At 34.6% G+C, this 26,180-nt stretch carries 30 protein-coding genes; 16 read left to right on the plus strand and 14 right to left on the minus strand.

What is annotated here, in order from left to right; genetic code table 11:
* Positions 1-59: 59 nt before the first annotated feature.
* From atpH to atpG, 3 genes are all read left to right on the plus strand, one after another.
* Positions 60-599: an ATP synthase F1 subunit delta gene (atpH, locus tag ABD692_RS10080; RefSeq protein ID WP_316755908.1), complete on the plus strand. Its 540-nt coding sequence runs from the start codon at positions 60-62 to the stop codon at positions 597-599.
* A 224-nt stretch (positions 600-823) separates the two neighbouring features.
* Complete coding sequence (gene atpA / locus ABD692_RS10085) at positions 824-2,398, plus strand: F0F1 ATP synthase subunit alpha (RefSeq protein WP_316755910.1); 1,575 nt, start codon at positions 824-826, stop codon at positions 2,396-2,398.
* Between the two features lie 86 nt (positions 2,399-2,484).
* On the plus strand, positions 2,485-3,369 hold the full coding sequence (gene atpG / locus ABD692_RS10090) for an ATP synthase F1 subunit gamma (protein ID WP_344766701.1): 885 nt from the start codon (positions 2,485-2,487) through the stop codon (positions 3,367-3,369).
* A gap of 74 nt (positions 3,370-3,443) precedes the next feature.
* Here the strand turns inward: atpG and ABD692_RS10095 are convergent, their stop codons facing one another.
* Positions 3,444-4,178: a hypothetical protein gene (locus ABD692_RS10095; protein WP_316755914.1), complete on the minus strand. Its 735-nt coding sequence runs from the start codon at positions 4,176-4,178 to the stop codon at positions 3,444-3,446.
* Between the two features lie 186 nt (positions 4,179-4,364).
* Between ABD692_RS10095 and ABD692_RS10100 the strand changes: the two genes are divergently transcribed.
* The 3 genes from ABD692_RS10100 (at position 4,365) to ABD692_RS10110 (ending at position 6,663) form a co-directional block, all read left to right on the plus strand.
* Positions 4,365-5,129 (plus strand): 5'-nucleotidase, lipoprotein e(P4) family, encoded by a 765-nt coding sequence (locus tag ABD692_RS10100; protein WP_316755917.1) that lies wholly within the window; start codon positions 4,365-4,367, stop codon positions 5,127-5,129.
* Positions 5,130-5,187: 58 nt separating this feature from the next.
* Complete coding sequence (locus tag ABD692_RS10105; RefSeq protein WP_316755918.1) at positions 5,188-5,406, plus strand: hypothetical protein; 219 nt, start codon at positions 5,188-5,190, stop codon at positions 5,404-5,406.
* A gap of 408 nt (positions 5,407-5,814) precedes the next feature.
* Entirely contained in the window at positions 5,815-6,663 is an 849-nt protein-coding gene (locus ABD692_RS10110; protein WP_316755921.1) for a DUF4349 domain-containing protein, read from the plus strand.
* Positions 6,664-6,731: 68 nt separating this feature from the next.
* On the opposite strand, the gene ruvC is transcribed toward ABD692_RS10110, so the two are convergent.
* A complete protein-coding gene (gene ruvC / locus ABD692_RS10115) occupies positions 6,732-7,319 on the minus strand; it encodes a crossover junction endodeoxyribonuclease RuvC (RefSeq protein ID WP_316755922.1) in 588 nt (195 codons plus the stop codon).
* A gap of 41 nt (positions 7,320-7,360) precedes the next feature.
* Between ruvC and ABD692_RS10120 the strand changes: the two genes are divergently transcribed.
* From ABD692_RS10120 to ABD692_RS10130, 3 genes are read left to right on the plus strand one after another with little or no spacing between them, the layout of a single operon-like run.
* Entirely contained in the window at positions 7,361-8,338 is a 978-nt protein-coding gene (locus ABD692_RS10120) for a hypothetical protein (RefSeq protein ID WP_344766705.1), read from the plus strand.
* Positions 8,316-9,452 (plus strand): glycosyltransferase family 2 protein, encoded by a 1,137-nt coding sequence (locus tag ABD692_RS10125; protein WP_344766707.1) that lies wholly within the window; start codon positions 8,316-8,318, stop codon positions 9,450-9,452. The genes ABD692_RS10120 and ABD692_RS10125 overlap by 23 nt, the downstream gene beginning before the upstream one ends.
* Complete coding sequence (locus ABD692_RS10130; protein ID WP_344766709.1) at positions 9,452-10,594, plus strand: ABC transporter permease; 1,143 nt, start codon at positions 9,452-9,454, stop codon at positions 10,592-10,594. The genes ABD692_RS10125 and ABD692_RS10130 overlap by 1 nt, the downstream gene beginning before the upstream one ends.
* On the opposite strand, the gene ABD692_RS10135 is transcribed toward ABD692_RS10130, so the two are convergent.
* Positions 10,584-10,928 (minus strand): TfoX/Sxy family protein, encoded by a 345-nt coding sequence (locus tag ABD692_RS10135; protein ID WP_344766711.1) that lies wholly within the window; start codon positions 10,926-10,928, stop codon positions 10,584-10,586. The two genes, ABD692_RS10130 and ABD692_RS10135, sit on opposite strands and share 11 nt — an antisense overlap.
* 73 nt (positions 10,929-11,001) lie before the next feature.
* Here ABD692_RS10135 and ABD692_RS10140 point away from each other — a divergent pair, with 73 nt between their 5' ends.
* Together ABD692_RS10140 and ABD692_RS10145 are read left to right on the plus strand one after the other, a co-directional pair.
* The gene (locus ABD692_RS10140) at positions 11,002-11,610 is read left to right on the plus strand and encodes a ribonuclease HII (RefSeq protein ID WP_316755932.1); all 609 of its coding nucleotides are present in this window, start codon (positions 11,002-11,004) and stop codon (positions 11,608-11,610) included.
* A 21-nt stretch (positions 11,611-11,631) separates the two neighbouring features.
* Positions 11,632-12,843: a glycosyltransferase gene (locus ABD692_RS10145; protein ID WP_316755934.1), complete on the plus strand. Its 1,212-nt coding sequence runs from the start codon at positions 11,632-11,634 to the stop codon at positions 12,841-12,843.
* Between the two features lie 122 nt (positions 12,844-12,965).
* Here the strand turns inward: ABD692_RS10145 and ABD692_RS10150 are convergent, their stop codons facing one another.
* The 6 genes from ABD692_RS10150 to ABD692_RS10175 are packed head-to-tail and all read right to left on the minus strand — an operon-like array spanning position 12,966 to position 16,111.
* A complete protein-coding gene (locus ABD692_RS10150; RefSeq protein WP_344766713.1) occupies positions 12,966-13,529 on the minus strand; it encodes a DUF4256 domain-containing protein in 564 nt (187 codons plus the stop codon).
* An 18-nt stretch (positions 13,530-13,547) separates the two neighbouring features.
* Positions 13,548-14,126, minus strand: coding sequence for a YdeI/OmpD-associated family protein (locus ABD692_RS10155; protein ID WP_316755938.1), 579 nt, complete (start codon positions 14,124-14,126; stop codon positions 13,548-13,550).
* Positions 14,127-14,130: 4 nt separating this feature from the next.
* Entirely contained in the window at positions 14,131-14,589 is a 459-nt protein-coding gene (locus ABD692_RS10160; RefSeq protein ID WP_316755940.1) for an SRPBCC family protein, read from the minus strand.
* 10 nt (positions 14,590-14,599) lie between these two features.
* The gene (locus tag ABD692_RS10165) at positions 14,600-15,223 is read right to left on the minus strand and encodes a class I SAM-dependent methyltransferase (RefSeq protein ID WP_316755942.1); all 624 of its coding nucleotides are present in this window, start codon (positions 15,221-15,223) and stop codon (positions 14,600-14,602) included.
* A gap of 31 nt (positions 15,224-15,254) precedes the next feature.
* Positions 15,255-15,482 (minus strand): redox-active disulfide protein 2, encoded by a 228-nt coding sequence (locus ABD692_RS10170; protein WP_316755946.1) that lies wholly within the window; start codon positions 15,480-15,482, stop codon positions 15,255-15,257.
* A 20-nt stretch (positions 15,483-15,502) separates the two neighbouring features.
* Entirely contained in the window at positions 15,503-16,111 is a 609-nt protein-coding gene (locus ABD692_RS10175; protein ID WP_316755948.1) for a hypothetical protein, read from the minus strand.
* A 313-nt stretch (positions 16,112-16,424) separates the two neighbouring features.
* Here ABD692_RS10175 and gcvT point away from each other — a divergent pair, with 313 nt between their 5' ends.
* Entirely contained in the window at positions 16,425-17,504 is a 1,080-nt protein-coding gene (gcvT, locus tag ABD692_RS10180) for a glycine cleavage system aminomethyltransferase GcvT (protein ID WP_316755950.1), read from the plus strand.
* A gap of 72 nt (positions 17,505-17,576) precedes the next feature.
* The gene (locus tag ABD692_RS10185) at positions 17,577-18,299 is read left to right on the plus strand and encodes a 2-phosphosulfolactate phosphatase (RefSeq protein ID WP_316755952.1); all 723 of its coding nucleotides are present in this window, start codon (positions 17,577-17,579) and stop codon (positions 18,297-18,299) included.
* A gap of 46 nt (positions 18,300-18,345) precedes the next feature.
* Here the strand turns inward: ABD692_RS10185 and ABD692_RS10190 are convergent, their stop codons facing one another.
* Both ABD692_RS10190 and gldB read right to left on the minus strand, forming a co-directional pair.
* Positions 18,346-19,149 (minus strand): patatin-like phospholipase family protein, encoded by an 804-nt coding sequence (locus ABD692_RS10190; RefSeq protein ID WP_316755954.1) that lies wholly within the window; start codon positions 19,147-19,149, stop codon positions 18,346-18,348.
* A gap of 92 nt (positions 19,150-19,241) precedes the next feature.
* Positions 19,242-20,276 (minus strand): gliding motility lipoprotein GldB, encoded by a 1,035-nt coding sequence (gene gldB, locus ABD692_RS10195; RefSeq protein ID WP_316755956.1) that lies wholly within the window; start codon positions 20,274-20,276, stop codon positions 19,242-19,244.
* Positions 20,277-20,304: 28 nt separating this feature from the next.
* Here gldB and ABD692_RS10200 point away from each other — a divergent pair, with 28 nt between their 5' ends.
* The 3 genes from ABD692_RS10200 to ABD692_RS10210 all read left to right on the plus strand — a co-directional run bounded on the left by ABD692_RS10200 (position 20,305) and on the right by ABD692_RS10210 (position 23,420).
* Positions 20,305-20,979: a porin family protein gene (locus tag ABD692_RS10200; protein ID WP_316755958.1), complete on the plus strand. Its 675-nt coding sequence runs from the start codon at positions 20,305-20,307 to the stop codon at positions 20,977-20,979.
* A 35-nt stretch (positions 20,980-21,014) separates the two neighbouring features.
* A complete protein-coding gene (locus tag ABD692_RS10205; RefSeq protein ID WP_344766720.1) occupies positions 21,015-22,655 on the plus strand; it encodes an NAD+ synthase in 1,641 nt (546 codons plus the stop codon).
* A gap of 75 nt (positions 22,656-22,730) precedes the next feature.
* Entirely contained in the window at positions 22,731-23,420 is a 690-nt protein-coding gene (locus ABD692_RS10210) for a response regulator transcription factor (protein ID WP_316755962.1), read from the plus strand.
* An 81-nt stretch (positions 23,421-23,501) separates the two neighbouring features.
* Here the strand turns inward: ABD692_RS10210 and ABD692_RS10215 are convergent, their stop codons facing one another.
* From ABD692_RS10215 to lnt, 3 genes are all read right to left on the minus strand, one after another.
* Positions 23,502-23,918 carry an OsmC family protein gene (locus ABD692_RS10215; RefSeq protein ID WP_316755964.1) on the minus strand — a complete coding sequence of 139 codons (417 nt, stop codon included), beginning with the start codon at positions 23,916-23,918 and terminating at the stop codon, positions 23,502-23,504.
* Between the two features lie 97 nt (positions 23,919-24,015).
* Complete coding sequence (gene lspA, locus ABD692_RS10220) at positions 24,016-24,537, minus strand: signal peptidase II (protein ID WP_316755966.1); 522 nt, start codon at positions 24,535-24,537, stop codon at positions 24,016-24,018.
* Entirely contained in the window at positions 24,524-26,158 is a 1,635-nt protein-coding gene (lnt, locus tag ABD692_RS10225) for an apolipoprotein N-acyltransferase (protein WP_316755968.1), read from the minus strand. Before lnt ends, lspA begins: the two co-directional genes overlap by 14 nt.
* Between the last annotated feature and the right edge of the window lie 22 nt (positions 26,159-26,180).

The following is a 26,180-nucleotide window of genomic DNA, read 5'->3' on the forward strand; positions in this document are numbered from 1 at the left end:
GTTATTAATCAACAACTAAAACGTATCACTTATCACTTACAACTTACGACTCAAAATATATGTCAGAAATTAAAGTTGCAGGCAGATACGCAAAATCATTAATAGACTTAGCCGTTGAAAATAATACATTGGCTGATGCTTATAACGATATGGTATTGTTTGAAAATGTGGTTGATAAAACCCCGGAGTTAGAAGCGATATTGAAAAACCCAATTGTACCTTTAGATAAAAAAACTGGTATTTTAAACGGGATTTTCACTGATAAAGTAGGTGCGTTAACGCTTACTTTCTTTAAAATTGTGGTTTCTAAAGGACGTTCAGCTATTTTATTTGCTACTGCAAAACAATTTATAGAGCAATACAATAAAATAAAAGGTATTGTTACTGCTGATGTTACAACTGCAACTGTTTTAAGCGGAGCTGCTAAAGAACAGATTGTTGCTATTGTAAAAAGAGAATTAGGCGCTAATGAGGTTATTGTTAACGAAAAAATTGACGAAAAACTTATTGGTGGTTTTATTTTAAAGGTTGGCGACAAGCAGTTTGATGCAAGCATTGCCAGCGGATTAAATAAACTTAAGAAAGAATTTGCTGCTTAGAAGTATAAAGTAGTTAGTATTAAGTATCAAGATGGGGTTTTTTAGAAACTTTGAGTGGTACTGAAATAACAAAAGAACTACTGCAATAAATAATATAAACCCGATTGGCAGCGGTATTTTTGTCATCCTGAGCGTAGTCGAAGGACAAAAATTAAGCAGAAAGCGGGACTGGAATAACAAAAAAGTACAAGATTTACATTTACAAAAAGATATAAATTAAAATTATGGTAGAGGTAAGACCAGACGAAGTATCGGCAATTATCAGACAGCAATTGGCGGGCTTCAAATCAGAAACCGAACTGGAAGAAGTTGGTACCGTGTTGCAAGTGGGCGACGGTATTGCCCGTGTTTACGGTTTAACTAAAGTTCAATCGGGTGAGTTGGTTGAATTTGCAAACGGCCTGCAAGGCATTGTATTAAACCTTGAAGAAGATAACGTTGGTGTGGTACTTTTAGGTGCTTCTGACGGGATTAAAGAAGGTGATACAATTAAACGTACTAAAAAAATTGCCTCTATTAAAGTTGGTGAAGGTATGCTTGGCCGTGTAGTTAACACTTTAGGTGAGCCTTTAGATGGTAAAGGCCCAATTCAAGGTGAAACTTACGAAATGCCTTTAGAGCGTAAAGCACCTGGTGTAATTTATCGTCAGCCAGTAAATGAGCCTTTACAAACTGGTATTAAAGCAATCGATGCAATGATTCCAATTGGTCGTGGTCAACGTGAGTTGGTTATTGGCGATCGTCAGATTGGTAAAACAGCGGTTTGTATTGATACCATTATTAACCAAAAAGAATTTTATGAAGCAGGCCAGCCTGTGTTCTGTATTTATGTTGCTATTGGTCAGAAAAACTCTACCGTTGCAAACATTGTACGTACACTAGAGGAAAACGGCGCTTTACCATATACGGTTGTTGTTGCTGCTTCGGCTGCAGATCCTGCTCCAATGCAGTTTTATGCTCCGTTTGCAGGTGCTGCAATTGGCGAGTTTTTCCGTGATACTGGAAGACCAGCTTTAATTGTTTATGATGATTTATCTAAACAAGCTGTTGCTTACCGTGAGGTGTCATTATTACTACGTCGTCCACCAGGTCGTGAGGCTTATCCAGGTGATGTTTTCTACTTACACAGTCGTTTGTTAGAAAGAGCTGCGAAAATCAATGCAAATGATGATATCGCAAAAGCAATGAACGATTTACCAGAATCGATTAGACATATTGTTAAAGGTGGTGGTTCATTAACAGCTTTACCAATTATTGAAACTCAAGCTGGTGATGTTTCTGCATACATTCCAACTAACGTAATTTCGATTACTGATGGTCAGATTTTCTTGGAGTCGAACTTGTTCAACTCAGGTATTCGTCCAGCTATTAACGTAGGTATTTCGGTATCACGTGTAGGTGGTAATGCGCAAATTAAATCGATGAAAAAAGTAGCTGGTACTTTAAAGTTAGATCAGGCTCAATACCGTGAATTAGAGGCTTTCTCTAAATTCGGTTCTGATTTAGATGCTGCAACGAAATCGGTTTTAGATAAAGGTGCACGTAATGTACAAATGTTAAAACAAGCACAGTTTACTCCTTTTACTGTAGAGAAACAAGTTGCTATCGTTTATGCGGGTACTAAAAACTTAATGCGTAGTGTACCAGTTGATAAAGTAAAAGAATTCGAAACTGAATATTTAACTCAATTGGAAATGCGTCATCCAGACACTTTAGCAGCATTAAAAGCTGGTAAATTTGATGATACTATTACCGGTGTTTTAGATACAGTTGCAAAAGAGATTTCAAGTAAATATTAATTAGATACAAGTAGCGAGTATCAGGTATCAAGACAGGTAACGAATCCAATCTTGATATTTGATACTTAATACTCGATACTTAAAGAATGGCTAATTTAAAAGAAGTAAGAAACCGAATTGCGTCGGTACAATCAACCCAACAGATTACCAAAGCTATGAAAATGGTTTCGGCTGCTAAGTTGAAACGTGCTACTAATGCAATTATCGCTTTACGTCCTTATGCAACTAAACTTAAAGAAATTTTAGAAAATCTTTCAGCAAGTTTAGAGGGTTCTTCATCGCCTTTTATCGAAGAGCGTGAGCCCAATAAGGTTTTAATTGTTACTGTATCATCAAACCGTGGTTTGGCTGGTGCCTTTAACATGAACGTAATTAAAGCGGCCAACAATTTAATTGCTGAGAAATATAGCGAGCAGTTTAAAAACGGTAATGTTAGCATGATTTCTATTGGTAAGAAAACTCAGGATTTCTACGAAAAGCGTAAATACAACGTTGTTGGTAACAATAATGAACTGTATGCTGCTTTAACCTTCGAAAACGTAACCAAAATTACCGATACCATTATGGATGGTTTTGTTAAAGGTGAATATGATAGAGTGGAAGTGATTTACAACCGTTTCAGAAACGCAGCGGTCCAATTTATTACTACTGAACAATTATTGCCTTTAGTTAAAGAGGAAGAAGTTAAAACTGATGCAAAAGCTGGAAATGTAGATTACATCTTGGAGCCTTCGAAAGAAGAAATTGTAGAACAATTAATTCCTAAATCAATTAAAATTCAGTTATACAAAGCGGTGTTAGATTCTCACGCATCTGAGCATGGCGCACGTATGACATCGATGGATAAGGCAACTGAAAATGCTGGTGAATTATTGAAAGCTTTAAAACTTTCGTATAACCAGGCTCGTCAGGCAGCAATTACAACAGAGTTAACAGAGATTGTAAGTGGTGCAGCAGCATTGAACGGATAAACCCGATTTGTCATCCTAAGCTTGCCTAAGGATTTAACTAAAAAGCCCATTCTTAATTGAAATGGGCTTTTTAGTTAAAAATAAAGGTTCTCTGGATTGATTATTAACCGTAAATATCCATTCTCAATTTTTTTAATATTCGTGCCATCGGCCCGGTAAACTGATGCATTGAATTTTGCTTCTAACAAGTACTTTCCTGATTTTAGTTTTTGCAAGTTTGTGATTTCAAATTTAGATTGACTTTGCAATTCAGGCTTTAACGGCGCATGATAAGCAAGACTCGAATATCCATTTGTTTGCAGGCCATAATTATCTCCAGATAATTCAAAAAGAACACCGTTTTGAGAATTATTTCTACTAAAGTCCATAGCGAATTTACGTTCGCCTACAGAAAATAAATCTAATTTGTTTTTGGGTACAAAAAAATTGGTTTGGTTGGTTTCTGGCTGAGCTTGATTTTTGTTGTATTTTTTTAGGAAAGAGATCTCAATTCCGTTTCTGTTCCCATCTTCGAAAAGGAACCCGACTCCAAACATCACTGAATCTTTATCCCCCGAGGTATACTCTTTCTGCTTTACTAACGAATCGAGATTCACATTAGCCACGGCATTTCTTAACGAGTTACTCCTTGTTTGTGATTTTTTTTGTACCATTTGCTTTCCATCAATAATGTACGAAACAGAATCTTTTAACAGTTCCAATGGATCAGTTTTTTCAATGACTGGAGGCTCGATTATTGGGTTTTCCTTCTTGCAGGCAGCAAGACACAATAAGGCTATTGCGAGCCCTATTAATTTTTTAGTTTTCATATAATTGATTTTATTTGTGTGTGCTTAAAAATAATGAAATCTTGTAACTAAAAAATTAATGGGATAACAAATGGCGTAAATTATTTGTGGTTTAACCGTAATTGATTGATGGTTACCTTAATTAATTTAGAATAAATGTATTGTGCATAATTAGGAGTTAATATCTTTGTTCATTAATATTCCATCATGAAAAAATACATTTTAATCATCTTAACACTCGCTCCATTTTTTGTTAAGGCGCAATCGCCAGCAAGAGATTACACTAACGCAGTGCTTTGGCAACAAACTTCGGGCGAATATAAAGCACTATGTTTTCAAGCTTATAATTTTGCCCGCTTATCACTTAAAGAAGCTTTATGGGCCGATACCAGTAAAAAACCAAATTGTGTTATTGTAGATATAGATGAAACTGTTTTAGATAATTCTCCCTTCCAAGGTCATGAAATTAAAAAAGGTTTAAGCTATAACCCTGCCGATTGGACAGCGTGGACAAATTTATCACAGGCAGATACCGTACCAGGTGCTTTAGATTTTTTAAAATTTGCGGCTTCTAAAAATATCGAAACTTTCTACCTCAGCAACCGTGATGAAAAAGATTATACACCAACGCTTAAGAACTTGCAAAAATTTGGTTTTCCATATGCAGATGATGCACATTTGCTCGTTTCAAAAGGAACTTCTAATAAAGAACCTAGAAGACAAAAAATAGCCGAAACCCACAATATTTTGATGTTATGTGGCGATAATTTAAGCGATTTCTCCAATGTGTTTTACCGTGAAAATAAGAATACAACAGAGCAGGTTAGTACGAATCAAACACTCTTTGGCGTGAAATATATTGTACTGCCCAACCCAATGTATGGCGACTGGGAAAAGCCTTTATATCAAGGCGAAAACCTAAATGATAAAGACAAAGCAAAACAGCGCTTAGAACGATTAAAAAGTTACTAAGTTTATGTAATTATTCAGCAATAAGTATTACTTTTGCAGCATCATAAAAATAAACATTATGGAGAACAACGAAATAAAGCACAATACAGAAAGCATGAAAACAGCTAACCAGGCTGGAATCTACAAATTAATAATTTTTGGTGTACTGGTTTGCATGGTTGGTACTTATTTACGTTTCGCCTTCGATTCATCTATGTTATCTTTAGTTTCATGGATTATTTTATTCATCGGTGCAATTATTAGTATTAAAGGTGTGTTCAAAATTTTAGACGCATAGTATTTCTCTCTAAATATTAAAGCCTGTCATGTTAAAAATCACGACAGGCTTTTTTGTTTTAATATTATTTAGAAAAGCAAGTTTCTGTGCTTTTGGGTTCCATTAGCCCTGCCATTCGCTTTACTCGCCCAATTGAAAGAATTGGCTTCATGCACACTACTGTCAGGTTTAATTTACATACGAAAACCTAACTATTCGAGTGCTAAATGCAATCTCAAAGCTAAAATTTTAGGCTTTAAATCCTCCTAATAACTCGCCAAAACTTAAAGCCTCGAGCTACTAAGGGTTACCTAAATCACTTTTTTGTATAAAGGGAAAATACAACGTTACAATAAAAAATACGTTGAACTTCTAATGGCCATTTGAAGCAAATATTTAAAATGATTAATTTTTTAGAACCACTAAATCATGAAAAGGAATATTATTGCTATAGCCATAATCGTAGGATTATTTGGTTGCCAAAATGCTAATAGAAAATCAGAAAGCGCTGATGCCATCAGTGTAAATGAATTAAATAAAGAAGCTATTGATACTGCCGCTTCGAAGATTATTAAAACCGCCGATATGCGGTTTCGCGTAAAAGATGTTCAGAAAACCAAAGAACAATTAAGTCAAACCATCAAAGCCCAAGGCGGAGCAATTGCCGAATTTTCTATCGAAAGTGCAATTCAAGAAACAGATAAGGTAAGATTATCTACCGATTCATTAAAAGAAATTACTTCTTATCGTACGGAAGGTTATCTGGTAGCTAAAGTTCCATCAGAAAAACTTGATGAGTTTACGAATACTATTGCTAAAATTGCGGTATTTGTAAATAGTTCATCCATGAAAATGGACGATCAGAGTATTATTTATCTGGCAAATAAAATGAAAGCTCAGAATAGGGTAGTTGCTTCTAATCAGATTGCTCAAATTCCATCAAAAAAAACCGATAATATAGAAACCTCTTTGGCCTTAAAGGATGATTATGTTGATCGGAAAATTGACAACATGAGTATCGATGCTCGTGTGAAATACAGTACCATTACACTTAATTTTTATCAGGATAATACCGTAAAAACAATGGTTGTTGCAAATGACAATTTATCTGATTACCGCCCTGCTTTTGCTAATCGTTTATGGCTTAATATTGTAAACGGTTGGACAATATTTATGGAGTTAATTTTAGCGCTTTCTAATCTGTGGATGTTATTTTTACTTGTAATTGCAGGATACCTTGCTTTCAAATACTATAGAAATAAAAAAAGTCTAAGTTAATTCGTTCTTTAATTTTATACATTGATTATATAGTATTTCGGTCGGTGAAACGCCGACCGAAACTAATTCTATTTCTTAGCTTTAACAGCTAAGCCCTTAACTTTAGTCTTATTATCAGTTACAAAAGATTCCCAACCAGAATAAGTTTTAGATTTGCCTCCAGTAGTGATTTTTTGAAACGAATGGCAAACTGCAACGGCCAAACCATCAGTAGCATCTAAAAACTCGGGTGTTTCTTTAAAATTTAGCAAACGTTGCAGCATAGCAGCTACCTGTTCTTTAGTGGCATTTCCGTTACCTGTAATCGATTGCTTTATCTTTCTTGGAGAATATTCGGTTACAGATATGTTTCTCGAAAGAGCCGCTGCAATTGCCGTTCCCTGTGCCCGCCCTAGTTTTAATAAAACCTGAATATTTTTTCCATAAAATGGAGCTTCAATAGCTAAAACGTCTGGTTTATATTGATCGATAAGTACAACTGTTTTTTCGAAAATTCGTTGAAGTTTTAAGAAAGGATCATCAAGGTGAGTCATTTTAACCACACCCATACTCAGCAATTCGGTTTTATTCCCTTTCTCTAAAATAATCCCATAACCCATCACCGCTGTACCTGGGTCAATTCCCAAAATTATGCGTTCCTTTTTTTCGTTCAACATTACAGCAATATTAAGCATATTTGCAAACTAAAAAGATAAAGTTGACAGCAAGGAGCAAAAAAATATTAACGATTATAATTAAAGCTGCAATTATTGTATTTGCTTTTTGGTTCATCTATCACAAGGTTGTAGCCAATAAAAATCTGCAAAATTTCGAATTGCTTTTAAGCAATATTCCAAAAGTAGAAATTATAAGCATTATCGGATTGGTTTTCTTATTAATGTTTGTAAACTGGTTTTTAGAAGCTGCAAAGTGGAAGAGGTTAATGTTGAAAATAGAAAGTTTCAGCTTTTACAGGGCTATTGAATCTGTTTTCTGCGGACTAACATTAGCCATTTTTACGCCCAACCGATTAGGTGAATACGGAGGAAGAGTTTTCTTCTTATCACCCAAAAGAAGAATTGTAGGCGTAGTTGCAATGGCGGTCGGAAATATTGGTCAGTTGGTTTTAACTAATATTTTTGGTGCAATTGCCTTAAGCTTATTTATTTATCGTTTTATCGATTTAGATTATCGTTTATTCTTCGCCATTCAGATTTTAGCTGTAGCTTTTTGTCTTTTCTTTATCGTATTTTATTTTAATATACAATGGCTTAATGGCATTTTATTATCATTTAAATTTACTCGTAAATACAAGAAATTTTACAGTATTTTGGGCCGTTACCGAAAGGGAGAACTGTTCAGAATTTTGATGTTTTGTTTAGCCCGCTACCTGGTTTTTAGCTCCCAATATTTTATACTTTTTATTTGGCTGGTTCCAGGTTTGCATTATGCAGATATTGTAATGATGATCTGCATTTTATTTTTTGTTCAATCTACTTTGCCGTCGCTCGATTTGTTTGATGTTGGTATTAGAAGTGTAACAGCCTCGTACTTTTTTAGCTATATAACCAAGCAAGATGTTGCCGTTATTGCATGTACGGCAAGTATATGGCTAATAAATATTATTATTCCTGCTATCTTAGGCACTTATTTCGTTTTTAAACTCAATTTTTTTGGAAATTCTAAATCTAATTAGTCTAATATCAACTGCTCTAACGTTAATTTACGGTTTTTTAGTGGTCACGTTTATTACAGGCTGGCATAAGCTTATCTTTTTTAAAGCACATAATTCTGAATCCAAAACCAAGGTTTCGATTATTGTTGCCGCACGAGATGAAGAATTGAATATTAGTAAAACCATCGACGATTTACTTGCGCAACAATACCCAAAAAATTTAACAGAGATTATTATTATTGATGATCATTCTACGGATCGGACTGCCGAAATAGTTTTGAGTTATGTTAATCAAAATGTAAAACTGATTAAGCTTAATGAAGATAAGGCCCTGAATTCTTATAAAAAAAAGGCGATTCAAACTGCAATTGGAAGCTGTTCTGGCGATTTAATTATTACTACAGACGCTGACTGTAGAATGGGTGAAAAATGGCTTTCGAGTATTGTAGATTTTTATCAGATAAAAGGGTATAAAATGATTTCATCGCCCGTGGCTTATTTTCAGGAGCACAATTTATTTGAACGATTGCAGTCTTTAGAGTTTTTATACTTGATAGGTTTGGGGGCATCAACGATAGGCAATAGAAAACCATCGACCTGTAATGGAGCAAATTTGGCTTACGAGAAAAAGACTTTTTATGAGGTTGGGGGTTTTCAGGGGATTGATGATTTAGCATCTGGTGATGATGAACTGCTGCTACATAAAATCGCAGCAAAGTATCCCGATAAAATTGGGTTTTTAAAAAACCAGGATGCCATTGTTTACACGCATGCAAAAGCAACTTTGGCTTCTTTTATTCAGCAGCGTAAACGTTGGGCTTCGAAAAGTACGCGTTATAAAAATAAATCAATAATTGTTTTAGGTGTATTCGTTTGGAGCTTTAATGTTAGCATTTTGGCTAATTTTATAGCAGGATTTTTTATTCCAGGTTTTTTCATGATTACATTTTATCAGATTTTAGCTAAAATGATTTTAGAAAGCTTATTTTTATGGAATGTAACAGGTTTTGCAAAACGCAGAAGCCTGATGGTTTTAATTCCTCTTTTAAATGTTTTACATATTCTGTACATTATCTATATCGGCATTGCAGGAAATAGCGGAAAATACAATTGGAAAGGCAGAATGGTTAGATAATGGATAATAGCCCATCAAGAAAAGTCTGGTTAAAATTTCGTAGAAACAAGCTTGCGCTAAGCGGCTTGATTTTTATTTTACTTTTGATGTTGATTGGAGTTTTAGGCTATCTGATTATGCCCGATAATTCGCCAAATGCAAATACCATGCATTTGCAGCTTACCAATAAAAAACCAGGTCGGAGTTTTCAGTTTTTAATCATTAGCAAAAATCCAAAAGTTAAAAAAGTTAACTTTTTCGAACGCATGCTTTATGGCCAGGAACCAAATTTTAAAAGTATTCCTATAACTTCTTACAGAATTTCAAATAATCAAGTTTTTATTCGCGAATATATTGGAGATGATGAACGGGCAGAAGAATCTAGTTATAAACTTAAAGATTTATGTAATAATTGCACATTACCCTCCAAACTCGGCAACGAAAAGAAACTATTAGAGTTAAATAATATTTATTCAAAAACTTTCCTTTTGGGTACTGATATTTATGGTCGAGATTTATTAAGTAGATTAGTATTAGGCATTCGGGTTTCACTTTCGGTAGGATTAATGGCTGTGCTTATTTCCTTATTTATTGGGGTAAGCTTGGGTGCAATTGCAGGATATTTTGGTGGCAAAGTAGATGCCGCAATAAGTTGGTTTATGAATGTAGTTTGGTCGCTGCCTTCGCTATTATTGGTTATTGCAATTTCCTTCGCATTAGGAAAAGGTTTCTGGCAAATCTTTATAGCCGTTGGTTTATCAACCTGGGTTGATGTAGCAAGACTTGTTCGTGGACAGGTAATGGCTTTAAAAGAAGTTGAATTTGTAGAGGCCGCAAGAGCTTTGGGTTTTAGTACATCTAGAACAATTGTAAAGCACATTTTACCAAATATTGCAGGGCCTATTCTAGTTGTAGCATCTGCAAATTTTGCATCCGCAATTTTACTGGAAACAGGGTTGAGTTTCCTGGGCTTTGGCGCTCAGCCGCCTATGCCAAGTTGGGGAAGCATGATTAAGGAACATTTTGGTTACATTATCATGGATGCCGCTTATCTAGCCGTTTTACCAGGTTTGGCAATAATGTTTACGGTTTATGCATTTAATGTTTTAGCCATTGGCTTACGCGATGCTTTTGATGTAAAGGGACAAAATATTAGCGTTTAGGTTTTGATGCCTTTGCTATTGGATTAAACTCCAATGCCAAGTTGATCCAGAAATCCAGTTCGCCATTTCGGTTAAGTACATCTTCTGAAACTAAAATATAGCCTTTCATTAGTTTGCTTCCCATAGTCATTTGCTTCCAGCCGTTTTTGTTGTCTAAATTTTCCAAAGCCTTGGGATTTATCCGTAGCATCATATCTTCTTTCGATACACCAATGCACATTTTGCCATTAACCATAAAAACAATACCACCAAACATTATTTTTTCCTCCACATCTGGCAAATCCATTAATTTTTCCGCAATTCGGTTTGCTAAAATTTCGTTGTATTTCCTCATACTTGTTTTAATCAAATTTACTTAATCTGTAATAGCCTGAAGAAATATAACCGTTATTCTTTAAATTTGCACAATGCTGTTAAACTGTTATCAATATGAATTTTTAGAAGCTGGTTGCGATGAAGCTGGTAGGGGCTGCCTTGCAGGGCCAGTTTTTGCTGCTGCTGTAATTCTTCCAAAAGGCTTTGTTTTAGAAGGTTTAAATGATTCTAAACAGTTAACACATACTCAACGCGATTTACTTCGACCTATAATTGAAAAAGAAGCTTTGGCATGGGCTGTTGCCTCTTGCGATCATGAAGAAATTGATAAGATAAATATTTTAAATGCTTCTTTTCTGGCGATGCATCGTGCTATAGAACAATTAAAAACTCAACCAAAATATTTAGTTATCGATGGTAATCGCTTTAAAGCCTATCCTCAAATTCCACATAGTTGTATTATTAAAGGCGATGGAAAATATTTAAATATTGCAGCAGCTTCCATTCTGGCAAAAACGCATCGCGATGAATATATGACTAATCTACATATAGATTTTCCTGAGTATAACTGGCAGAAAAATAAAGGTTATCCAACAATTGCACATCGTAGAGCGGTAATAGAAATCGGTTTATCGCCGTTTCACCGAAAAACTTTTAATGTTAGTGCGCCTCAACTCGATTTGTTTTCAAAAAACATCTAAATTTCGTATTTTCACAACATCGTGAAAATTCTGTTAATTACTAAGCGGATTCCCTTTCCGCCAAATAGTGGTTATCCTATTGTGGTTTACAACACCATGAAAGGTTTACTACAACTTGGTGCCGATATTACTTTGTTTAGCCTCAACCCTGCAAATTCCAGATTGGATTTGGAAGATATCTCTGATCCAATTTTTGAAAAAATAAAAACTCATACACACGATTTAGATACAGAAGTAAATGTATGGGCGGCATTTTTTAATATTTTCACAAACGAATCTTACAATGTTTCCAGGTATTACAATGAAGATGCGGCAAGACAGCTCGAAAACGTGTTACGTGAAAATACATTTGACATTATTCAGTTCGAAGGACTTTTTGTAGTTCCTTACCTTGATGTTGTTAAGGCCAATAGCAACGCCAAATTGATTTACAGAGCACATAATATTGAGTTTACAATGTGGGAACGACTTTCGCATTCGGAAAGTTTTTTAATCAGAAGGAAATATTTGGCATTTTTGGCACAACGACTGAAAGCTTATGAAACCGAACAGATTAATCGTTTTCACCAAATTTTTGCAATTAGTGAGCCTGATCGACAAAGTATTTTAATGTTTGGCTGTGAAGTGCCAATGACAGTTTTTCCCGTTGCTATTGATTTAGAAAGGTATAAAGTTGATAAAACGAAAACTAGTTTTCCAACACTTTTTCATTTAGGGGCTATGGATTGGCGGCCCAATCAAGAAGGTTTAGAGTGGTTTTTAGATGATATCTGGCCTGATATCGAAAAACTAAACAAAGATCTCCGTTTCTACATTGCAGGAAAAAACATGCAGAAGCATTTCTTCGAGTACGATTCGGATAATTTGATTGTAGAAGGTGAAGTTTTTGATGCTGTAGAATTTATGAATTCGAAAGCAATAATGATTGTTCCTTTGATTTCTGGTACAGGAATGCGGGTAAAAATTATTGAAGGTATGGCTATGAAGAAATGCATTATTGCAACCACTACAGCTGCCGAAGGTATAAATTGCAGACATGGACACGATATTTTAATTGCAGATTCTGCTGATGAATTTTATCGTTCTATATTACAGTGCGTAATTAATCCAAAACGTTGGCTCGAAATAGGCGAGAACGCTCGTAAAACTGTAGAGAACGAACATGGTGTGCACTTAATATCATCTCAAATGCTAAATATTTATGAAGATCTAATCAGTGTAAAAGCAGATTAATTTATTTTCTATACAAATAGGCTTCAATTAATCTAGCAATAAACTCCGATTTATTTTTCTTTTAGTTTGGCGTAAATTTCTTGAATTCGGATGTATTTGCTGCAAAATTTATAGCATATTTTTTAAACTCTTAGTAAGCCACGGAAGGCTCTTGCTGCGTAATAAGATTGCGCTCCATTATGATAAACGAATACGGTATCATATCTATAATCGCAAAAAAGAGCACCGCCAAGTTTTCTTATAGCTGTTGGGGTAGCAACCCAACTCGATGTTTTCTCGTCAAATTTTCCAAGTTTTTGTAAGTTACGATACTGCTCTTCATTTAAAAGCTCGATACCCATTACTGCAGCTGCATCAATAACATTATTTTCTGGTTTGTTTTCTTTTCTGGCATCAAGCGCTTCACGGTCGTAGCAAAAACTTCTTCTTCCTTTAGGGCTTTCTGGAGAACAGTCACAAAAAATGTATTCCTCCGTTTTTGTATCATAATCAATAACATCAGGTTCGCCTCCCGTAGCTTCCATTTCCTTCAGCGACCATAATTTTTCTGAATTTGTTTGTAGCTTTGATTCTACTTTAGCCCATTCCATGTTCTTATGGCGATTTGTATTCTTCTCAAATCGTGTTTTTAACGTTTTGATGAGCGTTTCAATTTGTTCTGGTTGTAAAACCTTCTTATTACTCATAATCTACTTATATTGAAATTAATCATTAAGCCCTTTACCATTGAGAATTTGCGGTATAGATTTCAGAACTCTCGATTCGCGGGTTTTAGATTGTTTCGGAGCAGCAAAATATAACTTATAAGCTCTTTGCCTTCCTGGTGTTAAAGCCTCAAATGCTGTTTTTAATTCTGGTATTGTTTCTAATTTTTGTTGAAATTCTTCAGCGGTTTTAAATTCTTTAGTATCCTTTAAAATAACTTTTAAACCTGCTTTTTCGATCTCGATCGCTTCGTAAATATGAGATTTAAGTATAGGTTCTAAATCGATTATTTCGCGAATATTTGTGAAACGAATTTGACGGGCAGCTTGTACATTTTCCGTTTGTTGAATTAAAATATTGTTTGTGTTTTTTAGTAACGCTCCTTTATTAAAAAGGAGGGCACAGTAGTCCTTAAAATCGTGGATTAAAACAACATTGTTCCCTTGGAAAGTATAGCAAGGACATCCCCATTTTAGCTCTTCAGTAAGTCCACAATCGAGAACTATATTCCTTAATTTTTCAACTTCCTGCTGCCATTTTCCAGCTTTGTTAAAATAAAAATCAACTTTTGGGTTCATTTTATTAAATCATTTTACTTAGTTCAACTTCAAGTCTGTCGAAATTTTCTTCGTTTTTATCTACAACAAACTTTTTTATTTTGGCACATTCTTCTGCAGTTTCGAAAAGCATTTTAAACACAACATTGGTTTTGCCATTGGCAACCTCTTCGAAGGTAGCTAATACCTGAAAAAGCGGTTGAGAATGACGTTTCCAAGCTATTAAATTAGGCACTTCTATTTTAATAAATTCGCATTCATTGTTGTAATTGCCTTTGTCGGGCCCATGCATAATAAAACTCCATGTGCCGCCGACTCTAAAATCGAACTCGTTAAAAGTATTGGTAAAACCATTAGGTCCCCACCAATTTTTTAAATGATTTGGATTGGCCCAAGCTTCAAAAGCCATTTTAATTGGAGCATTAACAACTCTCGAAGTTACAATTTCAGAATCGGGCGTTGTTGATGTAATCTTTGTTATCATTTATTAAGGATTATTTTTTGCGTCCTACAAATCTAATTACTGAGCCTGTTCCATTATGAAACTTTCCTTCGCTTAATTCGATTTCCTTTTCTTCCAGTTCTATAACTTCATAATTAGGAAAGTCTAATTTTATTTCATCTATAGAGAAGAGCGATTCTATATCTTTTGGCCCGCCAACTTTTTCATTTTTAGCTAAGTAATCGAGATGATTTTTGCTAAAAGCTTCGAAAATTATAATACCATCTTTGCTCAAATATTTGTCGAGCATTTGATGAATAGAAGATTTGATATTTGCAGGAAAGTGCGCATAAATTAAGGCAATAACATCAAACTGATTGGTTTGGAAGTTTAGATTTTGAAGTTCTCCAACCTGATAGTCAATTGGTACATTATTTTTGTTAGCCAGTTGAATGGCCTTGTTTTTACCTTCGGCACTGATATCAAAAGCCGAAACTGTCCAGCCTTGTCTAGCAGCAAAGACCGCGTTTCTTCCCTCACCTTCTGCAGCAAAAAGGATTTTACCTGGTTTAAGTTTTTCTAGTTGCTCTTTTAAATAGTTATTAGGCTGTTCGCCATAAGCAAATTCTTCACTGCTATACCTGGCATCCCATCTTTCAAGCCATTCTTGTTTCATACTTTTGCTTGATTATTTGTTAACGTTTTTCCTATTCGGAAATATTTCTTGAATTTAACTCTTTCTTAATTTCTTTCAATGTATTTACGTTAATAATTACAATTGGAAGCAAAGCAATAGGCACAGCATTTAATGCACTAAAGCCTTTCTTAAAGGCTAAAAAAATGTTTACTGCAAAAAGAAATAGTAGCATTCCAGCAAGTATAGCAGTAACTGTTTTTATTGATTTTTGACTTTTTAGCAATTCTTCATTGCTCATCTCAGCGTATCGTTTATTGCTCATCTAAACATTTTATTATCTATTAACTCAATATTTTTAATGGTGCCGACTGGTGCAATTTTTATAGTTTTAGTGCCTTTTGTTAAGTAAAAATAGTAAACACTATTCGAACCAATGATGTAAACATTTTCCGATTCTCCAGTATTGAAATTTATTTTATCATGAAATTCCAATCTGTTGTTTTTTATCTTTTCTGAAATGGAATGACCTTTACCAATTCCAATACCAAGAAAAAACGATAGCAAACTGACGGTGATAAATAAGAAAAGCAATCTTGAAAAATGATTTTTAACATGTTCTACAGTTAATGCTTCAGCACCATTTTTTAAACCTGAAATTTTTTGAACCCATTTTTTATTGCTTTTTGCAGATAGAAAGCGAATTATTAAAAATGGCAGTATAAAAAACAGAATTACAGCAGGACCTAACAGAACAGGATTTGCAGTTAAATCGGCGATGGGGCTAATTAAAATATCCATTATGGTAGAATACTTTAAAATATTTATACCAAGCTGGTAATACAATAAACTTTCTTTTAATATGCCCATTAGTACTAAATAGAGATATCCAATTGGAAGTAGATTTTGTATTTTTTCGAGAGTTTTCATTTTTAAGATTGGTGGGTAGATTTCTAATTTATAGCCAAGAAATTTAGGAATGAGACGAATATAAATTTTTCCTGCATTATAACGTAAAATTTAGTTTCTTGGAACAAGCTTTTGTTTTATAAACCCGACAATAATGGAAATACTTTTTGTTGCTGCAGCCCGACAAGTTTACGGTACCAATTACAAAAGATTGTAATAAATGGCGGGACTGCAAAGCCGATGAAATACGAGCTTTCTTTTTCTAAATGCTTTAACATTTTGCCCAAAACATTGCCTTTTTCTTAGTAGTTTTGCCGCCAACTATATATTAAGCATGAAAAATACAGCTTTAACAGAAAAACATATCGCTTTAGGCGCTAAAATGGTTCCTTTTGCAGGCTATAATATGCCTGTAACCTACGAAGGTATTAATGCAGAACATGCAACTGTACGTAATGGTGTTGGTGTTTTTGATGTGAGCCACATGGGCGAATTTATTTTGAAAGGCGAAAATGCTTTAGATTTAATTCAACGCGTTACCAGTAACGATGCATCGAAACTTTACGATGGTAAAGTGCAATATTCTTGCCTGCCAAATAAAGATGGTGGTATTGTTGATGATCTTTTGGTTTATCGTATTGATGATAAAACTTATATGTTGGTTGTAAACGCATCGAACATTGAAAAGGATTGGAATTGGATTCAGAGCTTTAACGATAAAGGTATAGAAATGCATAATATTTCTGATAAAACTTCTTTATTAGCTATTCAAGGACCAAAAGCTGCTGATGCTTTGCAAAGTTTAACTGATGTAGATTTAGCATCGATGGAGTATTACAGTTTTGTTAAAGGTACTTTTGCTGGCGTAGAAAATGTTATTATTTCTGCTACTGGCTATACTGGTGCAGGTGGTTTCGAAATTTATTTTGAAAACGAGTATGCTGAGAAGATTTGGGATTTAGTTTTTGAAGCTGGAAAATCTTATAACATTAAACCAATTGGTTTAGCTGCCCGCGATACTTTACGTTTAGAAATGGGTTTCTGTTTATATGGAAATGATATTGATGATACGACATCGCCAATTGAGGCTGGTTTAGGTTGGATTACTAAATTCTCTAAACCATTTACAAATTCTGAAGCTTTACAGGCACAAAAAGAAGCAGGTATTCAGCGGAAATTGGTTGGTTTTGAAATGATTGATAGAGGTATTCCTCGTCATGATTATGAAATTGCTGACGCTGACGGAAATATTATTGGTAAGGTAACTTCGGGTACACAAGCGCCATCATTACAAAAAGCAATTGGTATGGGATATGTGGCTAAAGATTTCTCGAAAGAAGGTACAGAGGTTTTTATTAATATCCGTAATACGCCAATTAAAGCCAAAGTAGTTAAGTTCCCTTTTTATAAATAGATTTAAGTATTTACTATCAGGTATCAAAACAAATCATCTTGATACCTGATCTTTATACCCGATACGCAGAACATGTCGAAAAAAATTGAAGTTTGTTTAACGCCTGCACTGATTGATTTATATGATATCGAGCAGAGCATTGTTGTTGTTATTGACATATTAAGGGCAACCTCATCTATTACTTTCGGTATCGAAAACGGTGCTGAAGCCATCATCCCAGTTTCATTAGTGGAAGAATGTTTAGCCTACCAAGAAAAAGGTTATTTGCTGGCTGCAGAACGGAATGGAGAAGTTGTAGAAGGCTATGATTTTGGTAATTCTCCTTTCTCGTACACTAAAGAAAAGGTTGCTGGTAAAACAATTGTTTTAACAACTACTAACGGAACAAAAGCTTTACATCTTGCCAATAAAAGAGCGTATCAGGTGGTTATTGGTTCGTTCTTAAATTTAGATTCGCTTAGCGATTACCTAGCAAGCCAGGATAAAAATGTTTTGCTTTTATGTGCGGGCTGGAAAGATCAGTTTAATTTAGAGGATACTTTATTTGCTGGTGCTGTGGTAAACAAACTACGCAAAAACTTCGAACACTTTGATGATTCTAGCGTTGCTGCTGAAGATTTATATATGCTTGCGAAGGATGATTTAAGGAAATATCTGCATAAGTCATCGCACAGCCATCGTTTGGCGCAACTAAATATTGAGGAAGATGTTGTTTTCTGCCTTCAATTAAATGTTTGTAAAGCGATTCCTGTTTTAGAAGGCGAGCGATTGGTGAAACTTAACCCAAAGCCATAAACTACGCTTTAAAACAAAGCTAACAAAGCTAAATTTGAATATTGAATTACTGCTTAAAAGGCAAAGTCCCTTTCAAGGTATTGGGTGGTATTAATGCTCTGATCTCTGGCGTATTTTTAATTACTTTTAAAGCTTCTTCGTGTGCCAACCAGTAAATATCTTCTGCACGTTTCATATCAAAGGTGCTAATAGCGCCTAAGCCTTTTGGCTCAATCATTACGTTACAGAACTTGGCCTTACGTTCCATATCGTGATTGATCGACATTACGCCAGCTCTTCCCATTAAATTGGTTATTCCTGTAATTTTATCAACTGGTTTTAAATGATTACAAGATGAGCCGATTATAAAATCGCAATCTTCCATTAAAGGTTCAACAGGGAAATTATTTAAAATTCCACCGTCAACATACATTTGCCCATCAATCATTATAGGTTTAAATATACCTGGAATACAGCTCGAAGCATGTATAGAACGGATTAACGGACCTTTGGTGAAGTAAACCAAACGACCTTCACTGAAATTTACCGCTGCTATTGTTAATGGAATTTTTAATTTCTCTATAGAATCTTCTGGAAAATATTCTTTTAAAATTAAGGATGTATTTTCGATGTTAATTAAGCCTAAAGAGCCAACGGCAGGCCGAACAAAACGCCATAATTTAGTTTTAAGGAATATATTTAAACCTTCTTCTGGGTCGATACCTGCTGCGAAAAAAGCGCCAGCAATTGCACCTGCACTAGTACCACTAATCTGGTTAAAAGTAATACCCAAATTGCTGAATGCCTTTAAAACACCCAAATGCGCAATTCCTCTTATTCCTCCGCCAGATAATACAATACCAACTTTCATTTATATAGATTTAGGATCTTCTTTGTATGATTAAACTCTTTAATCCATAAATTGTTACATCAATTTTTGAACCGTCCACTTAAAACGTTAAATTATTTTCTCTTAGGTTTATATTTCGATTTATTTAAAATTTTTTGGGCATCATTTTCTGCCATTAGTTGTTGTAAGGTTATTTTTGGGTTTTCAGCCATATACTTTCTTACAATTTGCCAGCCTGTCCAAACGCCTAATTTAGGTGCAGAATCTCGATTTTCGCCTAAACCTGGCGTAAAAGGTCCATCAGATAAATAAACCTGAATTTTGTGATAATCGGTTTCGTAAAGTAAATTATTCTCTAAAAAATAAGCCCAAATATCCGATTCAAAATTTTGTGTCCAATCTAATTGATTTGATGAGTAGCCAATTTTAGCTGTATCGGCAATATTTTCGGGCAAAACCTGATCTAGAAAATAAAGTATTTTCCCTTGAAATATCATTTTAGATAAAAGTGTTCGATTAGCATCTGGCTCTGGAAAAAGTTCTTCATGTGCAAAAGTTTCAGCAACTCTGGTTACCATGTTTTCGGGCGAAAATCTTCGCGACATGTACATAGGTACACTTTCTATAATGCCTTTATAAAATTTACTGTTTTTGCCCAGAAACATATCTAAGCCTATTCCTATATAATTATCTCCAAGAGGTACCTGATAAGAAAAACCTGAAACGAAAGAAATAAACTTTGGTACTTTGGCTTTTGGATAGTAATATTTAATGTATTTAAAAGTTTCAGTTAAGCCAGTTTCTTGTGTATTAAGGTTGGGAAAAACGCTGTCAACTTCTTTCGTTAAATCGATATAAGCCGGGTCTTTAAATAATCCTGAAATTACATAATCGCCAGTAAAATCGGGCGAACCTACCATTTTGTGAATATAGTCATCATAGAAAAAACCGTATTTGTTCGATAGTTGAGATGAAAGTTGTTGCAAGTTTTTGTTTTTGCCCGTAGAAAGCTCTTTATCAAATCTTTCGATTTTTATATCAAGTTTTATATTACTAATATCTGGTCGCTTATTTTGCTTGCAGGAAATAAATGCAAGTGCAAAAAGAAAAATTAGATAAATTTGCCTGCGTTTTACGTTATACTTCATTATACAACAAATATAAAATACATAAGGTATGAAAAGAATAACAACGATTTTTATTTTATCTTTTTTAAGCGCCAGCGTTTGGGCCCAAAATTTTAACGGACCAGGTTTTGGTTTTAGGTTAGGTTTAACTGCAACGCCTACTGTTGGGTGGATAAAACCAGAACAAGGTAAAACCGAAGGCATAGGTTTAGGTTTTTCATATGGATTAATCGGCGACTTTAATTTTGCGCCTAACTATAGTTTTTCTACCGCTTTAACTATAACAACCATTAATGGTAAAAGCACGGAGATAAATGTAAATCCTTATCACATGTCTAGCAGCAATACAAATCCTGTGGGCTACGATTTGAAATATAGAATGCAATACATCGAACTGCCATTAACTATAAAATTGAAAACTTTGAAAACTGATGGAAGAAGGTTTTATGGTCAATTTGGTTTATCAAATGGCTTTAATATAAGTGCCAAGCAAAATGCGGTAAGAAATGGAGCTCAGGTTGGCGATAATCAAAATATTTCTGATTATTCGAGGTTTTACCGTGCTGGTCTTATTATTGGCGGTGGTGGAGAATTCGATGTGTCTGGAAATACCAGTATTATGGCAGGTTTAACTTTTAACAACGGTTTCACTAATATTGTAAAGGATAACAGCAGAAATGTTAAGAATCATTACTTAGCTCTTAACTTTGGATTTTTCTTTTAAGCCGCAACATTTATAATTTTAACAGGTACTCATCAATGAAAATAGCATTAGCGCAGCTCAATTATCACATCGGTAATTTCGAAGCAAATACAGAAAAAATAATCAGCAACATTCAATCTGCAAAAGATAAAGGAGCAGATTTGGTTGTTTTTGCAGAACTTGCCGTTTGTGGTTATCCACCAAGGGATTTTCTTGAATTTGACGATTTTATCTCGCTTTGCGAAAATGCTGCTCAAGATATTGCTAAATATTGTACGGATATTGCCTGTATTATTGGTTTACCAATTAGAAACGATGTTTTGCAAGGTAAAGATTTGTTTAATGCAGCCTATTTTATTGAAGATGGGAAAGTTAAAGCCATTACCAAAAAAGCTTTACTACCTACGTATGATGTTTTTGATGAATACCGTTATTTCGAACCTTCAACTTCGTTTAAGTGTATCGATTTTAAGGGAAAGAAAATTGCTTTAACCATTTGCGAAGACCTTTGGAATATTAATGATAATCCATTGTATGTTTCAAATCCGATGGATGAGTTGATTAAAGAACAGCCTGATGTGATGATTAACATTGCGGCTTCACCATTTTCTTATACGCATGATGATGAACGCATAAAAGTGCTTTCAGATAACGCGAAAAAATATCATTTACCAGTTTTTTATGTAAACCAAGTAGGTGCCCAAACTGAAATTATTTTTGATGGCGGTTCTTTAGTTTTCGATGCAGATGGAGAAATGAAAGCTGAAATGAAGTATTTCGAAGAAGATTTACAGGTTTTCGATTTGACAGAAGTAGAGAATGTTCGCAATAAATATCCTCAAGCAGAACGGTTAACCGATATAGAACAAATTCACGATGCATTAATATTAGGAATTCGAGATTATTTTCAAAAATCAGGATTTAGTAAAGCTGTTTTAGGATTATCGGGAGGAATAGACTCAGCAGTTGTTTGTGCTTTGGCTTGCCGAGCGTTAGGCGCTGAGAATGTTATGGCTGTATTGATGCCTTCTAAGTTCTCTTCTGATCACTCTGTACAAGATGCACTTGACTTAGTGAATAACATTGGCTGCTTACACGAAATTGTGCCTATTAAAGATGCTGCTGTAGCATTCGATAGTATGTTGGCTCCAGCATTTAAAGGTATGCCATTTAATTTAACGGAAGAAAATATACAGGCCAGAATTCGTGGTACTGTTGTTATGGCAATGAGTAATAAGTTTGGCTACATTTTGCTTAACACTTCTAACAAAAGTGAATGTGCTGTTGGTTATGGAACTTTGTATGGCGATATGTGTGGTGCAATTGGTGTAATTGGCGATGTTTATAAAACACAGGTTTTTCAGTTGGCGAAATACATTAACAAGGAGAGAGAATTAATTCCAATCAATACAATTGTTAAACCACCTTCAGCAGAATTAAGGCCCGACCAAAAAGATTCTGACTCGTTACCAGAATACGATATCTTGGATCGAATTTTATATCAGCACATCGAATTAAAACAAGGTTCTGCAGCATTAATTGCTAAAGGTTTCGAGGAAGCGTTAGTTAGAAGAATTTTAAAAATGGTAAATGTAGCTGAATTTAAACGTTACCAAACACCACCAATATTACGTGTTTCGCCAAAAGCATTCGGCATGGGTAGAAGAATGCCAATTGTTGGAAAATATTTAAGCTAGATTAAAAACTTAAGGGCTATTTGCTATCTACTTAATTTTGAGTATTTTGCATGGATCATTTTCTAAATGCGCCTCATGCCTAAAAACTACAAACCCCAGCTTACGCCCGTAATGCGTAATTTAATAGATCTAAATGTAAAGGCATTCGATCAAATGCCAGGGGTTGTAATTATACATGAAACAGTAAATTGGACTGTTGCATACATGAGTGAGCGGGGTTTAAAACAGATCGGACTTTCTTTAGAAGAAGTTTGCTCATTGACAAGTACAGAATATTACAGCAGATTTTTTAATGCAGAGGATGCCAAAGATTATGTTCCAAAAATCGGTGCTTTTATGCACGGTAATAATCTGGAAGATACGTTAAGTTATTACCAGCAATTAAAGTTTCCTGGAAAAGATAATTGGCAGTGGCACTTATCAAGTACAAAAATATTTTTACGCGATGAGAACGATAAACCTCTTTTGTCGATTACAATTTCTATACCGATAGATGCAATGCACCACATGGCTGCAAAAGCAGATCGGCTTTTGAAAGAAAATGATTTTCTGCGGAAAAATTACACCAATTTTTCGAAATTAAGTAAACGCGAAAAAACCATATTAAAAGAAATTGCTTTAGGTAAAAGTTCTATCGAGATAGCAGAAGAATTACATATTTCTCCAACTACGGTAGATACTCATCGAAGAAATGTTAGAGATAAATTAAGAACGAAATCGTCTTTCGAGATTTCGCAATACGCTAGAGCGTTCGATTTGATTTAGTTGTGCAAATTAAATTATCGAATTGAACTTGTTGAAATTTTTATTATCCAGCAAGCTCAATTCGATTATTATATAAAAAAATTATACTAAAGTAGCATCCACAGAAATTGTGGTATCTAATAATTTAGAAATCGGGCAATTTTTTTCAGCATCTGCAACTAGCTCATCAAATTTTTCTTTTGATAAACCTGGAACAGTAGCCGTTAATGTTAAATGAGATTCAGTTATTTTACCTTGTGCAGGGTCTAAATTAATTACACATTTAGTTTCTAAGTTCTCAGCGGTAAATCCAGCCTCATCAATTTTAAATGATAATGCCATTGTGAAACAGCCAGCGTGTGCTGCTGCAACTAACTCTTCAGGATTTGTGCCTACACCTTCTTCGAAGCGAGAACCAAATGAGTATTGGGTGTTGTTTAATGTTGTACTTTGGGTAGTTAAATTACCTTTACCTTCTTTACCAGATCCTTGCCATACGGCTGTTGCATTTCTTTTCATTGGATTTTATTTTTGGTTGATTTTAGATTCTTAACACATAAAGATAATTATATGTTTGTTTATAAAATGCAATTAAAATATTAAGAATTTGTTGGCACTATTCAACTTCAGTTTGCAAAGGCTCTGGTTTGTTAATTTTCCCTTTTATCGATTGGATAAGCAAAATAATAACACCAATCATAATAGAAACATCGGCAAAATTGAAAACACCTGTTTGAAAAATATGAAAATCCATGTGCATAAAATCGGTTACCGAACCGTGTACAATTCTATCGTACAAATTGCCAATTCCACCACCAACCAGGCAACATACCGCAATTTGGAAAGTTATAGGCAAATTTGGTTTGCTAAATAGAAAGTATAAACCATAACCCAAAAAAAGTAAGGGAAGACCTGTTAAAATAATTAACCTAAAAATATAAGGCATTTGGTCGCCCAGGCTTAAAAAGGCTCCACTGTTTTCTACTTTTGTAAGCGTAAATCTATCTTTTATTATGCTGATATGTTCGTATTCACTTATTCTTTCGCGAACAATATTTTTAGTGATTTGATCGCAACCAAAGTTTATGGTTAGCAATAATACTAATACAGACCAGCGAAGATTTTTAAACTGTAGCATGTTTAGGTTTTTTTATCCATTTTTTATATGGAATAATAAGTGCTAATATAACGGCTAAAGCGCTTAATAATTTTGCAATAACATCGCCACTTTTTACGTAAAACGTTATTTCGTCATTAAGGCTGATATCAGCCTTAATCGCGGTTCTTGTCCACCATTTGGTTTTCTGTGTAACATCGCCACGTTGATTAATAAAACAAGAAATTCCAGTATTTGCAGAACGAGCAACATCTCGATGGGTTTCTATCGCCCTTAATTTTGCATACATTTCATGCTGATCTTTGCCTGATGTATTTCCCCACCAGCCATCATTTGTAATAATTGCAATAAACTGTGCTCCATCTTTAACTTGCTGCCCAATCCAATCGCCCCACAAACTTTCGTAACATACAACAGGTGCGGCACCAATTCCACTTTGTGCATATAATACGCTTGGTTTTTCTTGCCAGCCCCAACCACTTACACTTCCGCCAAGTTGAGAAAACACACCATCCATAAAAGAAAATACTTTAGGAAAAGGCATTTTTTCTGCACCTGGCACTAGTTTCGATTTATGGTAGAACTGAACATTTGCTGAGTTTTCTACCTGCATTGCAGAATTAAAATTGTCGTAATAAAAACCTCTATCCGGTGCATATTTTGCAGAAATGGTTCTCTTATCAGGATAAATTTTAATGCTTTCAATACCCGTAATTAACGTTCCATTTTTATATCTGCTTAAAAAATTTTGTAACGTTAAAAAATCAGGATTACTTCGAATTCGATCTTCATCCGAATAATTTGGAATTGCTGTTTCTGGCCAGATAAAATATTCTGTATTGATTTGCCCGATAGAATCGGATAAATGTGTTAAAATTTGAATTTGTTCAGCAGCAGGAATATTTTCTAATTTCTGGTAAGGATCTATGTTGGGTTGAACAACAACAACATTACTTGGCGTGCCTTTTTCTTCGAAGTTGAGATATTTTATTACTGATATTCCAATTGGAATAATAACAATTAAAGCCCAAAAGCCGAAGGTTCTAAACCGCAAATAGCCAGTTTGTGTTTTAAGTTTTTTATAAGCTTCGAAGGCTAAAATATTGCTTACTAAAATCCAAAGTGAACCGCCATAAACACCTGTGTAATCGTACCATTGTGCCAATTGGTGCATTCCTGCAAGTCCGTTGCCTAAAGTCATCCAGGGAAAGGCCAAATCCCAGGTTTGTTGCAAATATTCTAAACCAATATAAAAGGAAACCAAGCCCAAATAAGCAATATTCTTACTTGTATATTTTGATAATCGGTAATACAACCAAAATGAAAAAGTCATTAATAATGCCCCCAAACCGTAAGGGATTAACGAAACAGGTATAGCAACTACGGTTCCATTGTATGCACTTATTGCATTATAAACCCAATAAATTGATGCTGTATTCCAGATCAAAAAGGTTAAGCCTGCGGTTAAGAAAATCCTTTTACCTTGTTTTTTTATCTTTTCTGTTGAGATATTTTCTAACGCAATAAATAATGGAACCAGCGCAATTAATAGCAAAGGTGTTGTAAAGGGCATTGGTGGCCAGGCTAGCCAAAGTAAAAATGCGCTGAGTAAGGCAAGGAGGTAGGTTTGTGTTTTATTCATAATTTAGCCTGATTAGGCAAAA

Origin of the sequence: Pedobacter ginsengiterrae, assembly GCF_039537385.1 — a bacterium.
GTDB classification, from domain to species: domain Bacteria; phylum Bacteroidota; class Bacteroidia; order Sphingobacteriales; family Sphingobacteriaceae; genus Pedobacter; species Pedobacter ginsengiterrae.